This is a genomic window from Peribacillus sp. YIM B13477, assembly GCF_042787955.1.
Taxonomy (GTDB): Bacteria; Bacillota; Bacilli; order Bacillales; family DSM-1321; genus Peribacillus; species Peribacillus frigoritolerans.
This window is the reverse complement of the sequence record NZ_JBHZPD010000005.1, coordinates 351646-372599: the sequence shown is the minus strand read 5'-3', so window position 1 is coordinate 372599 and position 20954 is coordinate 351646. Positions and strand designations below refer to the sequence as shown.

At 38.8% G+C, this 20954-nt stretch carries 21 protein-coding genes; 18 read left to right on the top strand and 3 right to left on the bottom strand.

Going from position 1 to position 20954, the window contains the following annotated elements:
• Nucleotides 1–35 precede the first annotated feature (35 nt).
• The 17 genes from ACFX4H_RS17640 to ACFX4H_RS17560 all read left to right on the top strand — a co-directional run bounded on the left by ACFX4H_RS17640 (nucleotide 36) and on the right by ACFX4H_RS17560 (nucleotide 16520).
• Nucleotides 36–497, top strand: a complete 462-nt coding sequence (locus tag ACFX4H_RS17640) for a pyridoxamine 5'-phosphate oxidase family protein (protein WP_053534654.1) — start codon at nucleotides 36–38, stop codon at nucleotides 495–497.
• Between the two features lie 276 nt (nucleotides 498–773).
• Complete coding sequence (locus tag ACFX4H_RS17635; protein ID WP_249599131.1) at nucleotides 774–1607, top strand: alpha/beta fold hydrolase; 834 nt, start codon at nucleotides 774–776, stop codon at nucleotides 1605–1607.
• Nucleotides 1608–1847: 240 nt separating this feature from the next.
• Nucleotides 1848–2534: a cyclase family protein gene (locus ACFX4H_RS17630; RefSeq protein WP_377435940.1), complete on the top strand. Its 687-nt coding sequence runs from the start codon at nucleotides 1848–1850 to the stop codon at nucleotides 2532–2534.
• 14 nt (nucleotides 2535–2548) lie between these two features.
• On the top strand, nucleotides 2549–3268 hold the full coding sequence (locus tag ACFX4H_RS17625) for a carboxymuconolactone decarboxylase family protein (protein ID WP_241635604.1): 720 nt from the start codon (nucleotides 2549–2551) through the stop codon (nucleotides 3266–3268).
• Nucleotides 3269–3289: 21 nt separating this feature from the next.
• Nucleotides 3290–3979 carry a CoA transferase subunit A gene (locus tag ACFX4H_RS17620; protein WP_283867636.1) on the top strand — a complete coding sequence of 230 codons (690 nt, stop codon included), beginning with the start codon at nucleotides 3290–3292 and terminating at the stop codon, nucleotides 3977–3979.
• Nucleotides 3972–4604 carry a 3-oxoacid CoA-transferase subunit B gene (locus ACFX4H_RS17615; RefSeq protein WP_241635607.1) on the top strand — a complete coding sequence of 211 codons (633 nt, stop codon included), beginning with the start codon at nucleotides 3972–3974 and terminating at the stop codon, nucleotides 4602–4604. The genes ACFX4H_RS17620 and ACFX4H_RS17615 overlap by 8 nt, the downstream gene beginning before the upstream one ends.
• Before the next feature lie 20 nt (nucleotides 4605–4624).
• The gene (locus ACFX4H_RS17610) at nucleotides 4625–5740 is read left to right on the top strand and encodes a muconate cycloisomerase family protein (RefSeq protein WP_057277159.1); all 1116 of its coding nucleotides are present in this window, start codon (nucleotides 4625–4627) and stop codon (nucleotides 5738–5740) included.
• A 75-nt stretch (nucleotides 5741–5815) separates the two neighbouring features.
• Nucleotides 5816–6154 (top strand): DUF3870 domain-containing protein, encoded by a 339-nt coding sequence (locus ACFX4H_RS17605; RefSeq protein WP_048687694.1) that lies wholly within the window; start codon nucleotides 5816–5818, stop codon nucleotides 6152–6154.
• A 4-nt stretch (nucleotides 6155–6158) separates the two neighbouring features.
• A complete protein-coding gene (locus ACFX4H_RS17600) occupies nucleotides 6159–7352 on the top strand; it encodes a thiolase family protein (protein ID WP_377435939.1) in 1194 nt (397 codons plus the stop codon).
• A gap of 28 nt (nucleotides 7353–7380) precedes the next feature.
• Nucleotides 7381–8193, top strand: a complete 813-nt coding sequence (locus ACFX4H_RS17595; protein WP_377435938.1) for a dioxygenase family protein — start codon at nucleotides 7381–7383, stop codon at nucleotides 8191–8193.
• 230 nt (nucleotides 8194–8423) lie between these two features.
• Nucleotides 8424–9791: an MFS transporter gene (locus ACFX4H_RS17590; RefSeq protein WP_249599136.1), complete on the top strand. Its 1368-nt coding sequence runs from the start codon at nucleotides 8424–8426 to the stop codon at nucleotides 9789–9791.
• Between the two features lie 206 nt (nucleotides 9792–9997).
• A complete protein-coding gene (locus ACFX4H_RS17585; protein ID WP_249599137.1) occupies nucleotides 9998–11344 on the top strand; it encodes an MFS transporter in 1347 nt (448 codons plus the stop codon).
• Between the two features lie 21 nt (nucleotides 11345–11365).
• Entirely contained in the window at nucleotides 11366–12172 is an 807-nt protein-coding gene (locus ACFX4H_RS17580) for a sugar phosphate isomerase/epimerase family protein (protein WP_249599138.1), read from the top strand.
• Between the two features lie 862 nt (nucleotides 12173–13034).
• Nucleotides 13035–14354 carry an MFS transporter gene (locus ACFX4H_RS17575; RefSeq protein ID WP_328110049.1) on the top strand — a complete coding sequence of 440 codons (1320 nt, stop codon included), beginning with the start codon at nucleotides 13035–13037 and terminating at the stop codon, nucleotides 14352–14354.
• Between the two features lie 674 nt (nucleotides 14355–15028).
• Nucleotides 15029–15187: a hypothetical protein gene (locus tag ACFX4H_RS17570; RefSeq protein ID WP_156319545.1), complete on the top strand. Its 159-nt coding sequence runs from the start codon at nucleotides 15029–15031 to the stop codon at nucleotides 15185–15187.
• Nucleotides 15188–15262: 75 nt separating this feature from the next.
• On the top strand, nucleotides 15263–15418 hold the full coding sequence (locus ACFX4H_RS17565) for a hypothetical protein (protein ID WP_377435937.1): 156 nt from the start codon (nucleotides 15263–15265) through the stop codon (nucleotides 15416–15418).
• A 241-nt stretch (nucleotides 15419–15659) separates the two neighbouring features.
• Nucleotides 15660–16520 carry an amidohydrolase family protein gene (locus tag ACFX4H_RS17560; protein ID WP_249599139.1) on the top strand — a complete coding sequence of 287 codons (861 nt, stop codon included), beginning with the start codon at nucleotides 15660–15662 and terminating at the stop codon, nucleotides 16518–16520.
• Between the two features lie 115 nt (nucleotides 16521–16635).
• On the opposite strand, the gene ACFX4H_RS17555 is transcribed toward ACFX4H_RS17560, so the two are convergent.
• Nucleotides 16636–17625: a CobW family GTP-binding protein gene (locus ACFX4H_RS17555; protein ID WP_377435936.1), complete on the bottom strand. Its 990-nt coding sequence runs from the start codon at nucleotides 17623–17625 to the stop codon at nucleotides 16636–16638.
• Nucleotides 17626–17639: 14 nt separating this feature from the next.
• The gene (locus ACFX4H_RS17550) at nucleotides 17640–18032 is read right to left on the bottom strand and encodes a (2Fe-2S) ferredoxin domain-containing protein (RefSeq protein WP_249599141.1); all 393 of its coding nucleotides are present in this window, start codon (nucleotides 18030–18032) and stop codon (nucleotides 17640–17642) included.
• An 849-nt stretch (nucleotides 18033–18881) separates the two neighbouring features.
• Here ACFX4H_RS17550 and ACFX4H_RS17545 point away from each other — a divergent pair.
• The gene (locus tag ACFX4H_RS17545) at nucleotides 18882–19277 is read left to right on the top strand and encodes a YybH family protein (RefSeq protein WP_034312829.1); all 396 of its coding nucleotides are present in this window, start codon (nucleotides 18882–18884) and stop codon (nucleotides 19275–19277) included.
• Between the two features lie 238 nt (nucleotides 19278–19515).
• Here the strand turns inward: ACFX4H_RS17545 and ACFX4H_RS17540 are convergent, their stop codons facing one another.
• On the bottom strand, nucleotides 19516–20949 hold the full coding sequence (locus ACFX4H_RS17540; protein ID WP_048687700.1) for an aldehyde dehydrogenase family protein: 1434 nt from the start codon (nucleotides 20947–20949) through the stop codon (nucleotides 19516–19518).
• Between the last annotated feature and the right edge of the window lie 5 nt (nucleotides 20950–20954).

The window sequence follows — 20954 nt, the reverse complement described above, 5'->3', positions numbered from 1 at the left end:
CAGATTGCTAGTGAATTAAGGAAAAAGGTGAAAAAATGAATGGGGTGGAAATGCCAGTAGAGGTATTCAACTTGTTAAATGGTAAAGATCTTGTCGACAAGCAGCATGAAACCATGATGCTGTTGACGGTAAGTGAAGAAGGATGGCCGCATACTGCTATGGTTAGCGTGGGTGAGATCGTAGCGATAAGCAGGAAGGAATTAAGGATTGGCCTATGGCCGGATACTTCGACTACAGCCAATGTCATTCGTACCCATAAAGCCACGCTGGTTTTGTTTTGGAAAGGTAAAGCACAATATATTCGCCTTTCATTAGAGAGATTAAAAGAACTGCCTGATGCGCAATACAAAAGAGAAAGATTCCACGCCAAAATAATAGAGGCACGGGAGGATATGGCTAAATATGCTGAAATAACCTCTGGAATTAAAATCGACTTGAAAAATCCTAAAGAAGTTGTTGAACGATGGAGCGCTACCATAGAGGACCTCCTTCAATAAATTTCCAAGTTACCGACTTTAATACACTAAAGGATTCGTAATAATCAAATTATGATTGAAATAATTAGAACTTCATGTAAAATAAAATCGTTACATGTATTTATATCTTGCCTATTCATTAATCATTAAAAAATGCCCTTTTTTAATGAAAATTAATGAACTGACTGGCTATCTTAATTTCTCGATCAAGTTATCTTGATAGTGAAGTTAAGATAGCTTTTTTTATTAAATAGCAGGATGGTTAATGTTAATAAACATGGAAATGGAGGAGTTGCTATGGAAATGTATGTAAAGGAATTGGGGGGTCACAGAATCCAAATTGCTGATTATCCTGGAACGAAAGGGCCAATCATCGCCATACATGGTTTAACGGGTAATCATAAGCAAATGCATTATTATGCAGAAATGTTAAAGGGCGAGTACAGAGTCATTTCGATTGACTTGAGAGGGAGGGGGAATAGTTCAAGGGCAGATGTGCAGACTTCTCTATTCAAACATGCAGAAGATGTAATTGAGTTAATTCAAGAGTTAAAGATAAATAACCCGATTTTGATCGGGTATTCAATGGGAGCCTTCATCTCAAGCGTTGTAGCCAGCAAATTAACCTCGGTAAAGGCCCTGATATTATTGGATGGTGCGGCCAATTGCTCTCAACAACAAAGGGACATCGTACAACCTTCTCTAGGCCGATTAAGTAAAGAATATGAATCTCAAGAAAGCTATATTGCAGAAATTAAGGAAATCTATAGCCGTTTGGGTATCAAATGGACGGATCACCTGCAAAGTGTGGCGGAGTATGAGGTTCATGAAGTGGATGGTCACTGGGAGAATAAATCATCAGAAGACAGCATTCTTAGGGATTTTGATAGTTTTTATTCTTTTGTCCCTAAAGAGATTTGTAGACAAATTTCCTGTAAAACGTTATTGGTGTATGCCAGTGGGAAAATAGGGGGATTTCCTCCATTATTCTATGAAGAAGCCTATGCTGATACGAAGAAATATACGCCTGATATTGAAATGATCGTTTCTACATGTAATCACTATACAATGGTTTTTGAAAAAAGGGTGGAGATTAACGAAGGAATAAAATCTTTTTTAAAACGAATTTGATTTTTTGCAGTTATTTTAAAAAAAGATATTGAAATTAACGGAAAATAGTGTAATATTAAGAATATATAAAAAACTTAATTATTGCCTATTCATTAGCTATTAAGAAATAACCTTTTTTAATAACAACTAGTGAACAACTGGCTACCTTAAACATCTGCTGTCATTTATTGATAGTAATGTTTAGGGTAGCCATTTTTGTCGTGATAATGTAAACGCTTAATGAATTTGGGGGTTTTATGGTTGAAAATCATTGATTTAACATTGGAACTTTACGATGGTCTAGTTACAAATAATGATTTACCTGCAATAGGCATTAAAAATGAACCTCTTGAACAAAAGGGGAAATCTGATTCACTTCCTAAAGGCTGCCGTTCCAAGTTGATTTCTTTTTCTGATCATAGTGGGACACATGTCGATGTGCCTTCACATTACTTTGAAAACGGGGAGTCGGTTGAAAACATCAATCTGGAGAATATGTTTGGTGATGCCCTCATACTGGATGTAAGCATGTTAAAAGCGACACATGAACCAGTTACGAAAGCTTTACTTGAAGAGGCGGAACGCAGGCAGGGGGTGTATGTAGAAAAAAACGATATCGTCCTCATCAGGACATGGGGGAAATCATGGGGGGAAGAAGGCTTTTTTGAAGCGCAGGCCTTAGATGATAGTGTGGCCCAATGGTTTATTGAAAAGCAAATACATATTGTCGGGTTGGATTTGCCCAATGCCGATTTGAACCAGGATTCAGAAAGCGGAATTCATCAAAAATTACTGAACAATGATATATATATCGTTGAAAATCTAGTGAATCTCGAAAAATTACCCAAGCATTCCCGTTTTCTTTTCTTCGGGATTCCTTTAAAACTAAAAAATGCAACAGCTTCACCTATTAGAGCACTATCGATTCTTGACTCTCAATTAATTTAAAGAGGTGCAGACGAATGAGCGAAGGATTATTGTATTTCAAGGAAGTTTATGATGTGGTACCAGGCTGGGTACAAAAAATGCACGTTTATAGCCCTAATGCACTTGATCACTATACCAACTTGCGCAGTAACATCATGCAAGAGGGAGCCTTGACGAAGAAGGAGAAAGATATATTACTGGTCGGCATGAATGCTGCAAGGTTGTATGAACGGAGTATGGTTTACCATACAAAAGGGGCAATGGATGGTGGAGCAACATTACCGGAACTGGTGGAATACTTAATGGTTTCATACTTATATAACGGAACTAAGGCAATAAAAACTGGGATAAAGTCATTGGAATATGCCCTTGAACTTAAAGGGATTCGATATCCTGAAGGAAGTGGCCATAAAGAAACAACAGAAGAAATCCTGTTGTATATGATTGAGTTATTAGGTGATGAGGAAACGGGATTCGTATCGAATGTTTTGAAACTGGTTAAATCGGAAGACCAAAACTCCCTTAAAGATTATATATTAAGTGACTCAGCTGTTTCAAAAAGGCTAAAACATATCCTTATGACAGGAATATTCATTACAGAATTAAAAGGGAAACAGGTTGGGGAATGGATGGAGGCGGCAAGGGTAAATGGAGCTTCGGAAGAACAATTAGCGGAAGTGGGCCTCATTTGCTTATTGACGGCTGGAATACCTGCTTGGTTTGAGGCAAGCGATTCATTGATTGAAAATAAGTAACGTGAGATTGGTGGGGAAAACATGACGAAAGTACATCAAGATATAGAAGCAGCTTTATCTTGTGTTAAGAACGGTCATGCATTAATGGTAGGTGGATTTGGCTTGATCGGTGCCCCTCTTACATTAATAGATGGTTTGGCCAAAAAGGATGTAGCAGGCTTGACGGTAATCAGTAACAATTTAGGCGAGAAAGGAAAAGGGCTGGGAGTTCTCCTAAGCCAGAAGAAAATAAAAAAAGCGATCGGTTCTTATTTTACAAGCAATCGTGAAATTGGGGAGTTTTACCAACGTGGCGAAATAGAGTTAGAACTATTACCACAGGGAACATTAGCTGAATCCATTCGTGCTGGCGGTGCAGGCATAGGCGGTTACTATACGAAAACGGGTGTAGGGACGGATTTAGCAAAAGGAAAAGAAGAAAGGGAAATAAATGGGGGTACTTATATTTTTGAACCTGCCATAAGAGCAAATGTAGCTTTAATCAGGGCATGGAAGGCAGATACACTTGGTAATCTTGTTTATTATAAAACGGCTCGAAACTTTAATCCGGCTATGGCAACGGCCGCAGATGTCGTAATTGCAGAAGTGGATGAGATAGTTGAACCTGGAGAACTTTCGCCAGAGGAGATTGTAACACCGCATCTATTCGTCGATGGAATCATTAAGGCAAAGAAAATCCTGACGAAGGAAGGTGTGAAGGATTATGGGTGACAAAGAATTCATGCAAAATATGATAGCAAGACGCGCGGCAAAAGAATTGACGGGTCCTTGTATAGTGAACCTTGGAATCGGGATTCCGACCTTGGTTGCAAAGTACATTGATGATGAAAATATTTTTTTCCATACGGAAAATGGATTGTTGGGAGTTGCTGATGTAGAGGAAGATGAAATCGATCCCAATTTAGTCAATGCAGGCAAGTTACCAGTAGGGCAATCGATTGGGGCATCATTCTTTAATAGTGCAGAATCGTTTGCAATGATCCGTGGAGGTCACATTGATGTTGCCATCTTAGGTGTTTTGCAGGTAGGTCAAACCGGTGAAATTGCAAATTGGGCGGTACCAGGCAAGAATATCATGGGTGTTGGAGGAGCGATGGACCTGTTGGTTGGCGCCAAAAAAGTGATCGTGACCATGACACATACAAGTAAGGAGGGTAAAAGTAAAGTTTTAAAGAAATGCACCTACCCGATTACTTCCACTAGAAGCGTTGACATGATCATCACCGAGTTGGCTGTCTTTGAAGTTATTGACAAACAGTTGAAATTGATTGAATTGATGCCCGGTGTAACGATCGAAGAAGTAAGAGCAAAAACAGAAGCGGATTTTATCTATTAAATGTTAAAAAGGTGGATTAAATGAAAATACGTTCAGTAGAAGTATACATTATTGATTTACCCACAATTCGTCCTCATCAGCTTGCCATGCATACGATCGTGGAACAAACGATCATTCTTGCCCGTGTCATGGATGAAGAAGGCGCGGAAGGTTGGGCAGAGGTGGCGACAATAGGCGGGGCTTCATATGGTGAGGGGACGCCAGAGGCGATAAAAGTGAATATTGACACATATATCGCCCCGCTTATCATTGGTAAAGACCCCGTCCATTATGACAAAATCATGCATGAAGTTTCACTCAATGTTAGAGGAAATAATTTTGCGAAGGCTGTCGTTGAATCAGCCATGGTGGATTTGGTAGCCAGAAGAAGAAACATCCCTGCTTATGAATTATTCGGTGGACAAATTCATAAATCATTGCCGGTGGCATGGACTTTGGCAAGTGGGGATACGAATAAAGATATCGAAGAAGCGAAAGAATCCTTACATCAAAAACGTCATAATATCTTTAAATTGAAAATTGGCAAAGGGAATCCATATAAGAATGTGGAGCATGTATTGAAAATTATTGAAGCCGTGGGAGATCAAGCACGCATTACGGTTGATGTTAATCAGGCATGGGATGAAACAACGGCTACGTATTGCATTGAAGCTTTACAGGAAGGCGGGGTTTCCATGGTCGAACAGCCGCTGCCAGCTTGGGATAATGAAGGGATGTCAAGATTGACCGATCGTTTTAAGGTCCCGATCATGGCCGATGAGTCATTGAATTCTTTACAAGATTCATTCCAAATAGCTAAACATAGAGCAGGTAATTCGTTCGCCTTGAAAATATGTAAACATGGCGGGATGACCCAAACGAAAAAAGTGGCTGCAATTGCTGAAGGTGTAGGTTTTGGTTTGTATGGGGGAACGATGATTGAATCATCATTAGGCACGGCCATTTGTGCCCAACTTTATTCAACCATTCCCAAATTTGAATTCGGTACTGAATTATTTGGTCCGTTACTTTTTAAAGAAAATATTACGCTAAACGAAATAAAATATGAGAATTATGAAATAATCATCCCGGATGGTCCAGGATTTGGCATGGAGATAGATATGGAAAAAGTAAAACATTTTTCAAGAGGTCTTTAATTAATATAAACTGGAAAGGGGATTATGGAAAACCCACTAGTTTATGCAAGTAATCTTGAGAGGATGTAGTTTTATATGGGACAGCCAACATTATTAATCACCGCCTATGCGAAGGCGCCGCAAAATACGAGCATGTATGAAAATTATAAATACGCTGGGATGGTATTGGAAATTCACAAGGAAAGTCACATCATCATTAATGCAGAATTTACGTTTTTAACAACATTGGCCCAGGATTTTTTTAAGCGAATGATAGTTGGTTTTGATTTTAGTAAAGATATTGATTCTTTAATAGAGAATATTAAAACGGACTTTTTAGCTCCATCGCAGCAGTCGGTGATTGTTGCCCTGAAAATAGCTCACCAGAGATATAAGGATAGTTTAGAAGAAAGAAATAAAAATAGCAGGAGGTAGAAAATTGAGTAATGTAGTTATTATAGACTCGGTTCGCACCGCTATAGGGAAATTAGGGGGAGCATTGGAAAATGTTCCTGCCGATTTCCTGGCAGCTGCTGTCCTTGATGAAGTGATCAAGAGAGCGGATATTCCTAAAGAGAGTATTGATGAAGTGATCATGGGACAAGCCAAACAAAGTTCAGACGCGTCGAATTTGGCAAGAGTTGCATCACTCCGGGCAGGATTTCCTGTGGAAGTACCAGGTTATACCGTACACAGACAATGCGGATCCGGCATCCAGGCAATCAATTCTGCCAGTCAACAAATACAAAGCGGATTAGGAGATGTAATCATTGCAGGCGGAGCGGAATCAATGAGCACGGCCCCATACTATATGAGAAATATCCGTTATGGATTGAAATCAGGGAATGGACAGTTATTGGATCCGAATACGGAAAGCCAGCCAGGATCACAGCCCATTGAAGATTACGGAATGTTAACGATGGGAATGACAGCAGAAAATCTCGCTGAAAAATATTCCATTTCAAGGACTGAACAAGATGAATTTGCTTTAAGGAGCCAAGAAAATGCAAGACGGGCAATTTCTACTGAAATATTCACGAAAGAGATCGTTCCCTATCAAATCAAAACGAAAAAAGGGGTAATGGAATTTAATGCGGATGAGCACCCAAGAGAAACCAGTCTGGAAAAGTTGGCTGATTTAAAACCGGTTTTCAAGAAAAATGGAACGGTGACCGCTGGAAATAGCAGTGGAAGAAATGATGGTGCATCCGCTCTGATACTAATGTCGAAAGAAGCAGCAAAAAGGCATGGTAAAAAGCCGAAAGCAAGAGTGATCGCTCAAGCGGCAGCAGGCGTATCTCCGAACTTCATGGGGCTGGGGCCTGTCAACTCTACCTTGAAAGCGCTTCAAATGTCGGGGCTGAAACTGGATGATATTGATTTAATAGAACTGAACGAGGCCTTTTCTGCACAAGCTTTGGCAGTTATCAAAGAATTGAAGCTTGATATGAATAAGGTGAATCCTAACGGCGGTGCCATTGCCATGGGACATCCAATTGGTGCCACTGGTGCAATTTTAGCAACCAAATTGATACATGAGTTAGAAAGAACCGGAAAAAGATATGGGCTAGTCACACTATGTATAGCAGGTGGATTAGGAATCAGTACCATCATTGAAAATCAACAAATATAAAAACTTTAAAAAAATTGGAGGAAGTATTATGAAGAATCAAAAAGTAATCGACGTTTATAATGGATTGGTAGTTAAATTCAAGGAATTAGTTAGTGAATATGAAATAGATCATAATGACTATCAAGCTCTTGTTGATTGGATGGATCAATTAGGCAGGGCAGGGGAAATTCCGTTATTTATGGATGTTTTCTTTGAAACGCATGCACTTCAGGAAATGTATAAAAGCGTAAAAGGAACGGAACCTACTATTCTAGGACCATATTACATTGAAAATACGCCAGTCGTTCAAAATCCCGGAATGCTGCCAAAACGAGAAAATGAACCAGGTGACGTCCTTTACTTTTCAGGATCTGTTAAAGATGTTAATGGAAATCCGTTGGCAAATACCAAAATCGATATGTGGCAGGCTGATGCAAATGGTGAATACTCCTATTTCGCTGAAGGTATTCCAAATGATAATTTACGTGGTGTTTTTTATACGGATGCGAATGGTAATTTTGAAATAAAAACAGTTGTACCGGGTAATTATTCAATTCCAACAGATGGACCTTCCGGACAATTCTTAAAGTGGATTGATCATCATTCATTTCGTCCAGCACATTTACATCTCTTGTTCCAACCGGAAAATGGCGATAGATTAGTAACGCAAATATATTTTGAAGGCGATGAATATTTAGAAAACGATGTTGCACAAGGTGTTCGCGGAAGCTTAATTACGAAGTTAGAAAAACATTCAGGTGCAGAAAAAGGATTGAAAAATGATTATTATACGGCTCATTTAGATTTTGAATTAAGATTACAAGATAAACCTGTTTTCAATAAAGCTGTCGTGAAAAACTAATCATCGCTAAGAATATGAAGGCAAAGAATCTCGAAAAAAAGGGTAGTTCCCTTAGTAAATATATCTTTTAAACGAAAGTGTCTAAGTGGGTAATAAAAATAAAAAAGATGGTTTGTTGAACAATTCCAATCTGCATTATTTGATTTTTCGAAAACTTTCCGAGTTCCTATTTTGGAACTCGGAAAAATAAATTCGTAACGGATATTTTTTAAAATGATGGGAGGCGGAAAATGCGTAGTGTAATTGCTTCGGATATCATTGCTGTCAGTAAATTTAACCGCTTTCATTTACTTGTTTTTCTTTGGTGTTTTTATGCCATCGCTTTTGATGGGTATGAAATAGCGATGTACGGTGTGGGTTTGCCTTGGATGATGGAAGAGTGGGATTTAACTTCGATGCAGGCTGGGACAGTCGGCAGTTATTCCTTATTCGGCATGATGATGGGCGCATTGATTTTAGCACCGATCTCAGATAAATATGGCCGGAAGAATGTTCTCGTCATCTGCATGATTTTGTTCAGCGTATTTACCTTGGGGGCAGGGATTGCACCCAACCTCACATGGTTTACCGTCATGCGTTTCATAGCGGCAATAGGCATGGGAGCTTTGATGCCGAATGTTATATCGCTAATGACTGAATATTCCCCAAAACAAAATCGGGCCATCATTGTAGCTGCGATGTATTGTGGCTATTCAATCGGCGGAATCCTGGCATCGTTAGTGGGAATGTATATCATTCCTTATACGGATTGGCGTGTATTATACTTTATTGGGATTTTGCCATTACTTACACTTCCAATATTCATGAAGCAGTTTCCTGAATCCCTTTCCTACTATCTAGCAAAAAAGGAATTTGGTAAGGTTGTTGAAATCCTTAATAAGGTCAAACCAGAAGGGGATTTTAAAGAAACTGACGATTTCAGGCTTAGTGAAGCTGAACAGAGGGGGAAAGGATCTCCAGTAAAAAAACTATTCACGAATAAACGGGCATTCAGCACGATTTCCATATGGATGGCTGTGTTCTGTACATTGATGATGGCTTACGGATTAAATACATGGCTTCCAAAAATGATGCAGGATTCAGGATTCAGTATCACCTCAAGCCTTTCATTTAACCTGGTTTTATGCCTTGGTCAAATAGGAGGTTCCTTAATCGGCGGTTATTATACGGGGAAAATTGGGCATCGTAAAATACTTGTTACACTATTCTTTTTAGGGGCCGTTACCTTTGTCGCATTGAGCGCTACGACTAATACCATCGGAGTATATTTACTTATTTTTATGGGGGGTGCATGTACTGTTGGTGCCATGAACTTAGCCAATCCGTATATCACAGAATATTACCCCCGTGAAATCCGTACGACGGGAATGGGCTATTCGCAAGCTATCGGCAGGATTGGCTCCATTCTCGCTCCTACTTTAATTGCCTTTCTTCTATCAACAGGCATGAATCCGAAGGTGGCTTTTGCTACATTTGCCCTGCCAAGTATCATCGCAGCGGTCGGTTATATTCTGGTCCAAGAAAAACATGGATCTTTTGACAGGGTAGTCAAGGAGGGCACTGAAGAGGTAGAATCAGAGAAGACTGTAACTATTTAAAGAAATGATTCACAATTCGGAATACAATCCCCTTGGTTGTTTAACTTTGCAACAAGGGGATCTGTTGTCAATGTTCCTAGGGGCAGCTCTTGAAAATATTAAACTCAGATTGATAAGTAATTGGAAACATACAAGTATTTATGAAATTTCAATAGAATTAGTAGAACGATGTACTAGTGTTGGGCATTAGGTTAGGGGGAAAAATATTGAGCTCAGAATTAAAGGCAATAATAGATGATCGCACATCGGAACTGGTAACGGACAGATCAAAAAATGGAAAACCGAGAACTGTTCGATGGTTCATCTTATCTCTCATTGCTTTAGTCACTTGTATTAATTACATCGACCGTGCCATCATTTCGCTTGCAGCTCCGAATATTCAATCCGATTTACATATTGATCCGGCTTTGATGGGGATCATATTTTCCGTTTTTGGCTGGAGCTATACCTTTTCGATGCTATTCAGCGGCTATTTTCTTGATAGATTCGGTCCTAGGAAGGTATACACGGTTTCCCTGATTTTATGGTCTGTATTTACATTCATGGTAGGAACCGCGAAAAATATATCGTCACTGATAACATATCGCATAGGGCTGGGTGCTTTTGAATCTCCCTCCATACCTACTAATGCTTGGTGTGTATCCGAGTGGTTTCCTAAAAAAGAACGTGCCACTGCTGTAGGGATTTATACGGGTACCCAATATATTGGGTTAGCCTTCCTGACTCCAGTTTTTACTTGGATTATCATAACTTTTGGCTGGAATTACCTGTTTTATATCGCCGGAATTATTGGGATTCTTATTGGATTTGTTTGGTATGGATTCTATCGGAACCCTAGGGAACATAAGCGGATTTCTCAGGAAGAGCTAAATTATATCAAAGAAGGCGGAGGAATGATCGGAACTGAAGAGAAGCATCCTTTCTCTTGGAAACGAATAGGCCAACTGCTTAAACACCGTCAAATTTGGGGAATGTTCATCGGGCAATTTTCCATTCAAACCACTTTGTTTTTCTTTATGACTTGGTTTCCATCCTATTTGATTGATGAAAAGGGAATGACTATGTTAAAAACTGGAATTTATGCGAGTATCCCATACATTGTAGCCATATTAGGAACTCTCATTGGCGGCCGATGTTCCGATTGGATGCTGACTCGCGGTATATCAACAGGATTGGCACGTAAACTTCCCATTATAGTCGGATTGTTATTGTCTTGTTTGATTCTTGGGGGAAATTATACGGATTCACCAAACATAGTCATCACCTTTATGGCGATAGCATTCTTTGGACAGGGGATGGCATCAACAGTTACCGGTGCCCTTTTAGCTGATATTGCACCGAAAGGAATGGTAGGCCTAACGGGCTCCTCACTATATTTCGTAGCTAACATTGGCGGGGCATTATCTCCGTTAATCGTCGGTTTAATCATAAGTGCGACACATTCTTATGCAGCAGCGCTAACCTTCATATCCGTAGTGGCCCTAATTGGCGCTTTTGCATATATCTTTCTTATCGGAAAAGTCCAGCGTATAGAAATCACGATGAAAAACTAAATGGAGAAAGGCGGAATTACATTGAAACTGAGTTTATGCACGACAGGATTTAAAGAATGGGACATAGAGGAAATAATAAATTGGCTCCTTCCGTTGCAAGCGGATGTTAAAGGACTTGAATTATGGAATAAACATATAGAACGATTTCAGGAGAAGCACGGACCACTGGACAAATTGGCCAAATTACTTGAAACCAATGATCTACAAATACCTTCCATTAGTGGATATACGACTTTTTCGAAACTCTGGAACCAAAAAGAACATCAAAATGAAATCAATCAAGCAAGAAAATTGTTAGATATGGCTCATCAATTAAACTGCCCATTAATACGGACGTTCGCAGGCCATATAGCTTCAAGGAATGCCTCACCAGAGCAATGGTCGGAAACGGCTACCGAATTAAATAAATTAGGGCAAATGGCAGATCTCTATGGAGTGGATGTAGCAATAGAAATTCACTATGACTCCTTTGCCGATAACCTCGAAGCCATTCATAAGCTTTTAGAAGATATCGACCATCCACGGATAAAACTGATTTTCGATGGTGCTAACTTATACGTTGATCAATTGAATCCGAAGGAGGTATTGGAATCCATTTTCCCGCATGTCAGCCATGTACATTTAAAAAATTATCACTACAATCATAAAGAGCGTTATAAAAACAAACCAGCACCCATTTTTAGTGGGGACGTTGACAATCTTCGCTTACTCGAAGAATTGAGAAAGCGAAATTATACTGGCTTTGTTTCTCTCGAGTATTTCGGTCAGGAAGGAATGCCTAACTTGCTTGCCTCATTGGAACAATGGAAACAACAACTGACATATTGATTCTTTTGGGTATTTTAGATGAAGAAATGGTGGGAATTCAACTTTTATTTAAATGATTTTGGACGATTCCGAATTCTCTATGGAAAGAACCGCGACAAATGGATTTAAAAAGGATTCCACCGGTACATGGGAGCTGCATAATTGACAGCTCTTATGATGCTAAAATAATTGAACAATTGAAGTTTAGTGAAAGCTGCCGTATTTGGTGGCTTTTCATTATAATTGTGTTTTAATCAAATCTCTGGGGAATTGTAAAATGGTTGTGTGCGACGCTATCAACTATATGGACCGAGAGAACCTGGTGTGGCAGGTTCCACTCTTCAGCAAGAATTAGGGCTAACTGCAACACAGTTGGGTTGTTATTCTCAGCTTTCGATTTTATTTTTAACAAAATTGTGGTGAAAAGGAATTGAGTTAAATTATCATGCATTATCGGCCAATGAGAAATAAGATAAATGTGTAAAGTTATAGTGAATTTGGTTAAATATTAAAACAATAAATAGCTTTCTTATTGGCAATAACTTCAACATGGCAGTAGCCTCTTCTGTAATCCAAGATGAATATATTAAATTTAAAATATATGTTTGGTGCCCTTATTAGCAAGGCTTAAGGTTGTAAAAAAAATAATAATAAACTGTTTCCTATCTAGGGATGTAAGCGTTTTATTTGAACGCCATAAATTAATTATAAAATCACCGGTAAATTTGATCCATTATAATAAGATCCTTACTCAATTAATTGATTAGATTTAGTTTAAGAGCGTTATGACCCAAAAATGAGTATATAGGATCATCCAGCAGAAGGGAAGACTGCAGGTTTTTAAAAAGGAAAATCTTAAGGAGGATTAACTATGAGCAATCCATTGAAGGTAGAAAATGAAAATGTATCTATATCCATTAAACATAGAAAACCATCTCGTGCTAGATTTATGATTCTTTCCCTTTTGTTTTTTGGAACTGCAATAAACTATCTTGACCGTACAAACATGGCAGTAGCCGCTTCTGCTATTCAAGATGATCTGGGGTTAGATCCAGCTATGTTAGGGCTAATTCTTTCTGCCTTTGGTTGGACATACGCGTTCATGCAAGTTCCCGGAGGATGGCTAACCGATCGTTTTGGCCCTCGGGTGGTATATGGCATATCTCTTTTATTGTTTTCACTTTTTACTCTTCTACAAGGGTTTGCCAAAAACTTCGGGACCTTATTCGGATTGCGCCTTGGCCTTGGATTTGCAGAATCACCTGCCTTTCCTGCAAACAGCCGTGTTGTCGCCTCTTGGTTTCCACAACGTGAACGCGCACTAGCTACTGGTGTTTACACAGCAGGTGAATATGTAGGGTTAGCAATCGCAACTCCTTTTCTATTTTGGCTATTGTCCTCTTTCGGCTGGCATTCAATCTTTATCGTGACAGGTATTATTGGATTGATTTTTGCTTTAGTTTGGTACAAGTTTTACAAGGATCCGAAGGACAGTAAGTATATTAACAAGGAAGAAATGGATTATATACGTGAAGGAGGTGGACTAGCCGATAGCGCTGGTCAAGGTCAAAAAATTAATTGGTCAAAGGCACGGCATCTTTTTAAGCATCGTCAATTCTGGGGAATCTATATTGGACAGTTTGCCGTTGCATCAACTCTTTACTTCTTTCTCACGTGGTTTCCAAGCTATCTTGTTCAAGAAAAAGGGATTACTTTGCTAAAAGCTGGCTTTATTGGTTCTATTCCATACATTGCTGCAGGGATTGGTGTGCTTGTAGGTGGTTTTTGGTCAGATAAAATGGTAAAACGTGGAGTGTCCGTTGGTGTTGCACGTAAAACCCCCATTATCCTTGGATTGTTGGGTGCTTGTACAATTATACTGGCCAACTATACAACGTCTATTGCTTTGGTTATCGCGGTTATGTCGTTCGCATTCTTTTCCCAAGGAATGTCAGCCATAACATGGACTCTAGTTTCAGATATGGCTCCAAAAGAGCTAGTCGGCTTAGCGGGCGGGATATTTAATTTTGCAGGAAACTTATCAGCAATTGTTACGCCTATCGTCATTGGAATAATTTTGAGCGCAACTAATTCATTCAATGGGGCCATTGTTTTCGTAGGTGTAGTTGCCTTAATTGGAGCTTTATCATACATCTTCATTGTAGGCGACGTTAAAAGGATTGAAATATCGGATAATGAATAAATGCCATTTTTACAGTGAAAAAGAGATGTTAAAAGCTCATGACAGATCTCCATGGGTGGTAAATTATACTTCATAGGAAATTGTTATGAGTCTTTTTAATATTCAATATTTACATAGGAAGAAAGATAATTATTTTGGAGGTTGTTCTACAATTCCTTATATCTTGCCTTATTATGCGGAAAAGGAATTTCCGAGATGGGAGGTATAGCATTGTTGCTACTGTTCGTAAAAGTACACATTTACGAACAGCTCATTTTTTTATAAGCATTAGGCAGGAATTAAAATGCTTTTTTAAATTTCGGGGTATCATCTTGTTCTTTCTGCGATGGTATATAATTTCCATTTTCGAGTATTAAAAGTAAGGATATTTCCATTTTCAGTTAGAGATAAAGTGCATTTAAAAATAAGAATTATCCCACCGTCGATATGATTTTCTGGTTACTAAAAAGGCTTGATCGTACTAGTTAAACCAGAAAATATACTAGTTGATTAATATGGTCAATGAAACTATGTTATTTAACCTGACATGCTAATTGCTTTTTTTTCCATTACCAATTATATTTAAAAAATACCTTCTATGAATGGGGAAATATGTGAGGCAATGGTCCAGAAAGGTAAAAAATTATACTAGTCCTCTTTGGTTAAAGAAATTTATAAACAAAGGTGGGTATGAGATGGGCTTGTTAGGTAGAGTGGTTTTTTTAAAAAGATTAAGAGATGAACTGTTTGAAAAAAGAAAACAAGGAGTCACTGACCTTCAAATTGATGAAATTGACAAGCAAATACGGAAGATTAATATAGAGATACAGAATATGAGGAAGATGATGGAATAATTATTTTCTTATTTTAAATTTACCCGACTTGAACGATTGTTACCATCCGAATTTTTTAATGGGGAGGCTCTTCATGTGGTATCACTACAGACTGTACAGAAAGGAGTTTTAACCGCTTCCTTACATGTACGAATCGCTGGGGCATTAAATGATGCGCTAACGACTACCTGTATGACTCATGCTTCGCTTGAATTCCGTAGGTTCCTCTACCATTTACAGCTACTGCCTTAATCTAACGAGCCGAAAGCCGTGAGATTAAGGCATTAGTAGAATATTTTTACACAAAACCATTTAAGATAAAAACCAACTTCATGACTTAATCTAAGGGTTTTTTCTTCAATTAGTAGGGAGTTGCATGGGCAGCTCTTTTTCTTTAGGTGCTAAAGAGGCAGGTTAGTTCGGGCATGGATGGTGATACTGTTAAGTGGTTTGATCATACAATTAAGATAGTAATTCGAAGGGGAGGATTAAAATGATTATTGATTGCCATTTTCATGTGGATGAAACAATGTTGACTCTAGAAAAAATGATAGAGGGTATGGATAAAAATGATGTAACCAAAACAGCGCTAATTGCCCCCATGAACGGAACAATGTTTGAATTGGATAGCATTTTTCAACAAGGTTTACAACACTTATTCCGTTTTCTAATTCTAAATGTACCTCAAATTGGGCTCGGAATTTATGATGGTCTAGTAAAGGATGGATATTTGAAACTTTATGGAAATTCATACAAGATTTTCACCAAGCCGGACAATGATATTGTTGCTACTGCAATTGATCGATTTCCAGACCGGTTTCTAGGCTGGGTAGCAGTTAACCCTATGACTCATGTATCAGTGGAAGAGGTAGAATTATATCTTAATAAACCTGGTTTTATTGGAGTGAAAGCCCATCCATTCATGCATGAATATAATATTAAGGCACTTGATCCAGTTGCAGCTATGTGTGAAACAAGAGGTATACCTATGATTATTCATCTATCTTCAGAACCAGACTCCTATAAGTACTTACCTGAAAATTACCCTGAACTTAAATTAATTTATGCTCACGCCGGTCTTCCTTTTTGGAAAAAACTATGGAACTACGTCAAGAATCAACCTAATGTATTTGTTGATACCTCAAGTGATTATCTTAATCCATCTATTGTAAAGAAGGCAGTGGAATCTTTAGGATATCGTAAAGTTCTTTATGGCTGCGACGGACCATATGGAATGAAAAAATTTAATGAATATGACTATTTGACAAAGAAAAGTTGGGTTGATTCACTTCAAATTCCTGATAATCAAAAGGAATATATACTTGGAAAAAACTTTTTAGCATTGATTGATTAATTCAAAACTCTATCAATAGATCAATTAGCAAGTGGGGTAAGGAAGTTCCCTTTTCATTGTGAATATAGAGATTAACTGAAAATTATCAGTTAATCTCTACATCGGGTTCTTTCCGTTAGTTTGCTATGCAATTTTTAAATTGCTGTTCTAACTCATGTTTATTTAAGTCCTTTCCAATAAAAACGAGTTCACTTAGTCTTATTTCACTGTCTTTCCATTTCCGATCTGGTCTTCCTGAAAATAACATATGAAGTCCCTGGAATACTATTCGTTGTTGGATTCCTTGTATATGAAGAATTCCTTTATACCGTAATAAATCTTCCCCTTTTTCTTGGACAAGGTAACTCATCCATTCATTTATCTTATCGAAATCGAGTGGCTTTTCTTCACGAAAGGCAATCGATGATACCTTATCATCATGATGGTGATGGTGATGATCTTCTAAGAAATGAGGGTCAATTTCAAGCTTGCGATTCACATCGAACGTATTGATTCCTAAAATATCTCTTAAATTTATATTGCAATTTTGAGCATGCATTCTCTTAGCTGCAGGATTCATGTTGGTAAGTCTTCGCTCCAACGTATTCAGGTCGTCATCGGATACTAAATCCGTTTTATTTAGAATAATCACATCAGCGAAAGCGATTTGCTCTTGTGCCTCATCATGACTATCCAAATGCTTTGTAACATGCTTGCTATCCACGACAGTGACAATACTGTCCACTTCGAATTTATCGGAAAGTAATTCATCCATAAAAAAGGTCTGGGCAACAGGCGCCGGATCAGCTAAACCCGTTGTTTCAATCAAAACACGGTTGAATTTTGTCTGCCCCTGTTCACTTGAAAAAACCAGAGTTCGTAGGATGCGAATTAAATCCCCGCGAACCGTACAACAGATGCAACCATTGTTCATCTCCAAGATCTCCTCATCAGCATCAACTACTAATTGGTTGTCTATTCCAACTTCCCCATACTCATTAACAATAACCGCAATCTTTTGATTATGCTTTTCTGTAAGGATCCGATTTAAAAGCGTTGTTTTACCTGCACCTAAATAGCCAGTCAGAATGGTGACCGGTATTTTTTTTGTTTCGATTAAAGTCATATTTTTTCTCCCATTTATTTTATTTTAGATACTCTAATTACTTTTTCCTTGTCTTTTGTAACCCCGGCAACAACTCCTTCTGCGCGTACAAAACCATCCCCAAGGAATGAGTGGCTTACTTTTTCTGTATATTCCTCATTAGCAAGGAGTGAATCGACGAAAGGGGAGGCATCCTCAGGTTTTAAATCTTTATACCAAGTTCCTTTCGGATAGGCGATGACAACGCACTTATCATGGCATCTTCCATTACAACGTGTGCGAGTTGTGTGAATGGTGTCGTCTACCTGTCGGTCTGAGATTTCTTTACGAATTGCTTGAGTCAGTTCCTCTGATCCGAACTCAGTACAGCTGCTACCGTTACAAATGAGAACATGATGCTTCGTATTACTTAAATTCCATGTGGCCATATTTAATTTCCCCTCCGATAAATCGTAATAATTACGATTTAAAATCAATTATTGTCTCATTTTTAACTTTCTATACGAATAAATTGCCGAGTAAGCATTTTCAGTAGAGCTATATCCTGAAAGGATGTTTTTACCAACTGGAGTTTTGATGCCTAGAAGTAAGCCTTTTTGTATTAACTCCCGAAAGGCGATTCTAAACATCTTAATCTTTCTTATATCCTTAAGGTCTTCCTGTAAACTAGAAACGATTATGCAATCGAGTAGGGGATGAGTCTACCTTTCGCTTTTAATTCCTTTTTCAGGTCAAGCGTAATTTTCAACTAATATCAGGGGTTGCTTCACTTTTTCCACCTTTGATTTATTTGCCAATTGGATTTCTCCTTTCTCATATAAATATTGTATGATTGCACAAAGCGTAATCATTACGATTTGAATGATGTTATTTTACCCCTTTTTTAAGCCATGTGCAAATACTAAAACGTTCAGCAAAAGTTAATGTTCCAAGGACATGCTATTTTTCTCTGAATTTTTGAGTGTTTTCTGTAAGTAGCAGTGATCTAATCCATCCCCAATAAACACTAGAATATTGTTTACCTTTAAATCTGATTTTGTATGGAAGGGATGCCCTAAGAATTGATATACCCTTTATTCGATAAATGGAGCCAGGCATTGTTCTTAAGAAGTCTTCTTGTTAATAGGGTGAAGGTAGGGAGCAGGGATGGCACCATTGTATATCATTCTTACTTTGTTCTTTACTTTATTCACTATATGAGCAGGATACCCCATCATCGCAGTCGAACACCATAGAGTATGAAGAAGTATGAAGAGAAGCTGAATAGGAGGGTGAATATGCAGAATCATGAGCTGGAACAAGTCATAAAAAATGCGGACAGGGCAATAAATAATGAGGATTTCGATCATTTAATGGAGTTCTATTCAGAGGATGCGACTTTAGTTGTCAAACCTGGAACAGTTGCAAGAGGGAAAGAGGAAATTCGCCGGGCATTCATTGCTATCGCTGAATACTTTAATCATAGTTTAATCGTCAATCAAGAAAAGATGGCAATAATCGAAACGGGTGATACGGCATTGGTTGTGGCACAAGCCAAGCTAAGTGCCAATCAAAAGGACGATTCCGAATTCTCGATGGAAAGGACAGCGACATATGTCTTTAAAAAGGATTCCACGGGTACATGGCGCTGTATAATCGACAACTCTTATGGTGCTGAAATAATTAAGAATTGAAGTAATTAGCTGCCGTAAATGGTGGCTTTTTATTTTTTTAAGAATAATCTTCTATCTCATTCTGGAAACAATTGACGACTCACCCCTTTCAGACTTGAAGTTCGATGCGGCAAGTGGCAGAATAATAATTTCTGATTGTGTCCGATAAGAACTACACTAAAAAAATAATGTACGACAAAACAAGAAGACGAAATCCTTAAGATATCGCCCTCTCATCATTACCACGGGTTAATAATCCTCAATGGTCGCTTATTTTAAAGCTGATAAACTTCTGCTCCATCATTTCTTGCATCGCATATTTGACGCCTTCCCGGCCAACACCGCTATCCTTCCAGCCGCCATAAGGCATATTATCAATTCGGTAAGTTGGGATATCATTGATTACGACTCCACCTGTTTCCAAGCGTTCCGCAGCATAAAAAGCTCGTTCTATACTCGGAGTCATCACTCCTGAGTTCAATCCGTAACGCGAATCATTTGCATCATTGATGGCATCATCCAGCGTATCGAAAGGGAAAATGCAGACAATTGGACCAAATACTTCGAAACGAAATACTTTTGAGTCACGATTTACATTGGTTAAAACGGTCGGCAAAAGTACATTGCCTTCCACTGTACCGCCGCACTCAATTTTTGCTCCTTCCTGTACTGCCTCATCAATCCAACTTTGTAACCGCTCCAATGATTTTTTTGAAATCACCGCTGTGATATTTGTATTTTCCTCCAGAGGGGAACCGATGACAAGCTGTTTTGTGGTACTGACGAAGCGATCTAAAAATTGTTGGTATAGTGATTTATGGACATAAATCCGTTGAATCGAGATGCACACCTGCCCATTATTCGTAAATGAACCCATTACACTTCTTTGAATAATTTGATCGATGTCGACTCCTTCATCAATGATGAAAGGGGAATTGGACCCGAGTTCAAGTGTAAGCTTACGGAATCCCGCCTGCTGCTGGATAAGGTGTCCGACCTCAACACTGCCTGTGAAAGTCACTTTTTTTACATGTGGATGGGTCGTCAAGGCTTCACTTAAAACATCGCCTTTGCCAGGTATGATGTTCAATACTCCATCCGGCAACCCGGCTTCTTTAAAAATATCGGCAAGAACCAGTGCACTCAATGGGGTTTGTTCGGCAGGTTTTAACACAATTGAATTTCCAGCGGCAATAGCTGGACCAACTTTATGGGCAACCAGATTAAAGGGAAAGTTAAATGGGGTAATCGCGGTGACGACGCCAATCGGGGTGCGAACCGTGAAGCCAAAACGGTTTACCCCACCAACTGCCGCATCCATCGGGATTTGTTCTCCATAATTGTTCTTGGACGCTTCTGCAGCGAAACGATAGGTCTGAACCGTACGATTCATTTCTTCACGAGCATTTCGAATCGTTTTCGCCGCCTCCAGAGAAATGATTCTTGCAAGTTCTTCACTGCGTTCTTCCATGATTGCTGCAGCTTTAAATAAAATTTCTGCTCGTGCATGAGCCGGGTAGGATCGGTATTTCTGAAAAGCAGCATTTGCCTCAACAATCGCTTCAATGGCATCCGCTGGCTCAGCCTGTCCGATTTGTGCAATTTCTTCGTTTGAATGGGGATTATATAATGGCTCATATGATTTAGCCTCCCGCCATTTACCACCGATCCACAATTGCCACTTTTTCTTCATCTGAA

Excerpts from the sequence above, each read along its gene's own strand:
- ACFX4H_RS17640 (WP_053534654.1), top strand. The coding sequence starts at position 36 with ATGAATGGGGTGGAAATGCCAGTAGAGGTATTCAACTTGTTAAATGGT.
- ACFX4H_RS17635 (WP_249599131.1), top strand. The coding sequence starts at position 774 with ATGGAAATGTATGTAAAGGAATTGGGGGGTCACAGAATCCAAATTGCT.
- ACFX4H_RS17625 (WP_241635604.1), top strand. The coding sequence starts at position 2,549 with ATGAGCGAAGGATTATTGTATTTCAAGGAAGTTTATGATGTGGTACCA.
- ACFX4H_RS17620 (WP_283867636.1), top strand. The coding sequence starts at position 3,290 with ATGACGAAAGTACATCAAGATATAGAAGCAGCTTTATCTTGTGTTAAG.
- ACFX4H_RS17615 (WP_241635607.1), top strand. The coding sequence starts at position 3,972 with ATGGGTGACAAAGAATTCATGCAAAATATGATAGCAAGACGCGCGGCA.
- ACFX4H_RS17610 (WP_057277159.1), top strand. The coding sequence starts at position 4,625 with ATGAAAATACGTTCAGTAGAAGTATACATTATTGATTTACCCACAATT.
- ACFX4H_RS17605 (WP_048687694.1), top strand. The coding sequence starts at position 5,816 with ATGGGACAGCCAACATTATTAATCACCGCCTATGCGAAGGCGCCGCAA.
- ACFX4H_RS17595 (WP_377435938.1), top strand. The coding sequence starts at position 7,381 with ATGAAGAATCAAAAAGTAATCGACGTTTATAATGGATTGGTAGTTAAA.
- ACFX4H_RS17590 (WP_249599136.1), top strand. The coding sequence starts at position 8,424 with ATGCGTAGTGTAATTGCTTCGGATATCATTGCTGTCAGTAAATTTAAC.
- ACFX4H_RS17570 (WP_156319545.1), top strand. The coding sequence starts at position 15,029 with ATGGGCTTGTTAGGTAGAGTGGTTTTTTTAAAAAGATTAAGAGATGAA.
- ACFX4H_RS17560 (WP_249599139.1), top strand. The coding sequence starts at position 15,660 with ATGATTATTGATTGCCATTTTCATGTGGATGAAACAATGTTGACTCTA.
- ACFX4H_RS17555 (WP_377435936.1), bottom strand. The coding sequence starts at position 17,625 with ATGACTTTAATCGAAACAAAAAAAATACCGGTCACCATTCTGACTGGC.
- ACFX4H_RS17550 (WP_249599141.1), bottom strand. The coding sequence starts at position 18,032 with ATGGCCACATGGAATTTAAGTAATACGAAGCATCATGTTCTCATTTGT.
- ACFX4H_RS17545 (WP_034312829.1), top strand. The coding sequence starts at position 18,882 with ATGCAGAATCATGAGCTGGAACAAGTCATAAAAAATGCGGACAGGGCA.
- ACFX4H_RS17540 (WP_048687700.1), bottom strand. The coding sequence starts at position 20,949 with ATGAAGAAAAAGTGGCAATTGTGGATCGGTGGTAAATGGCGGGAGGCT.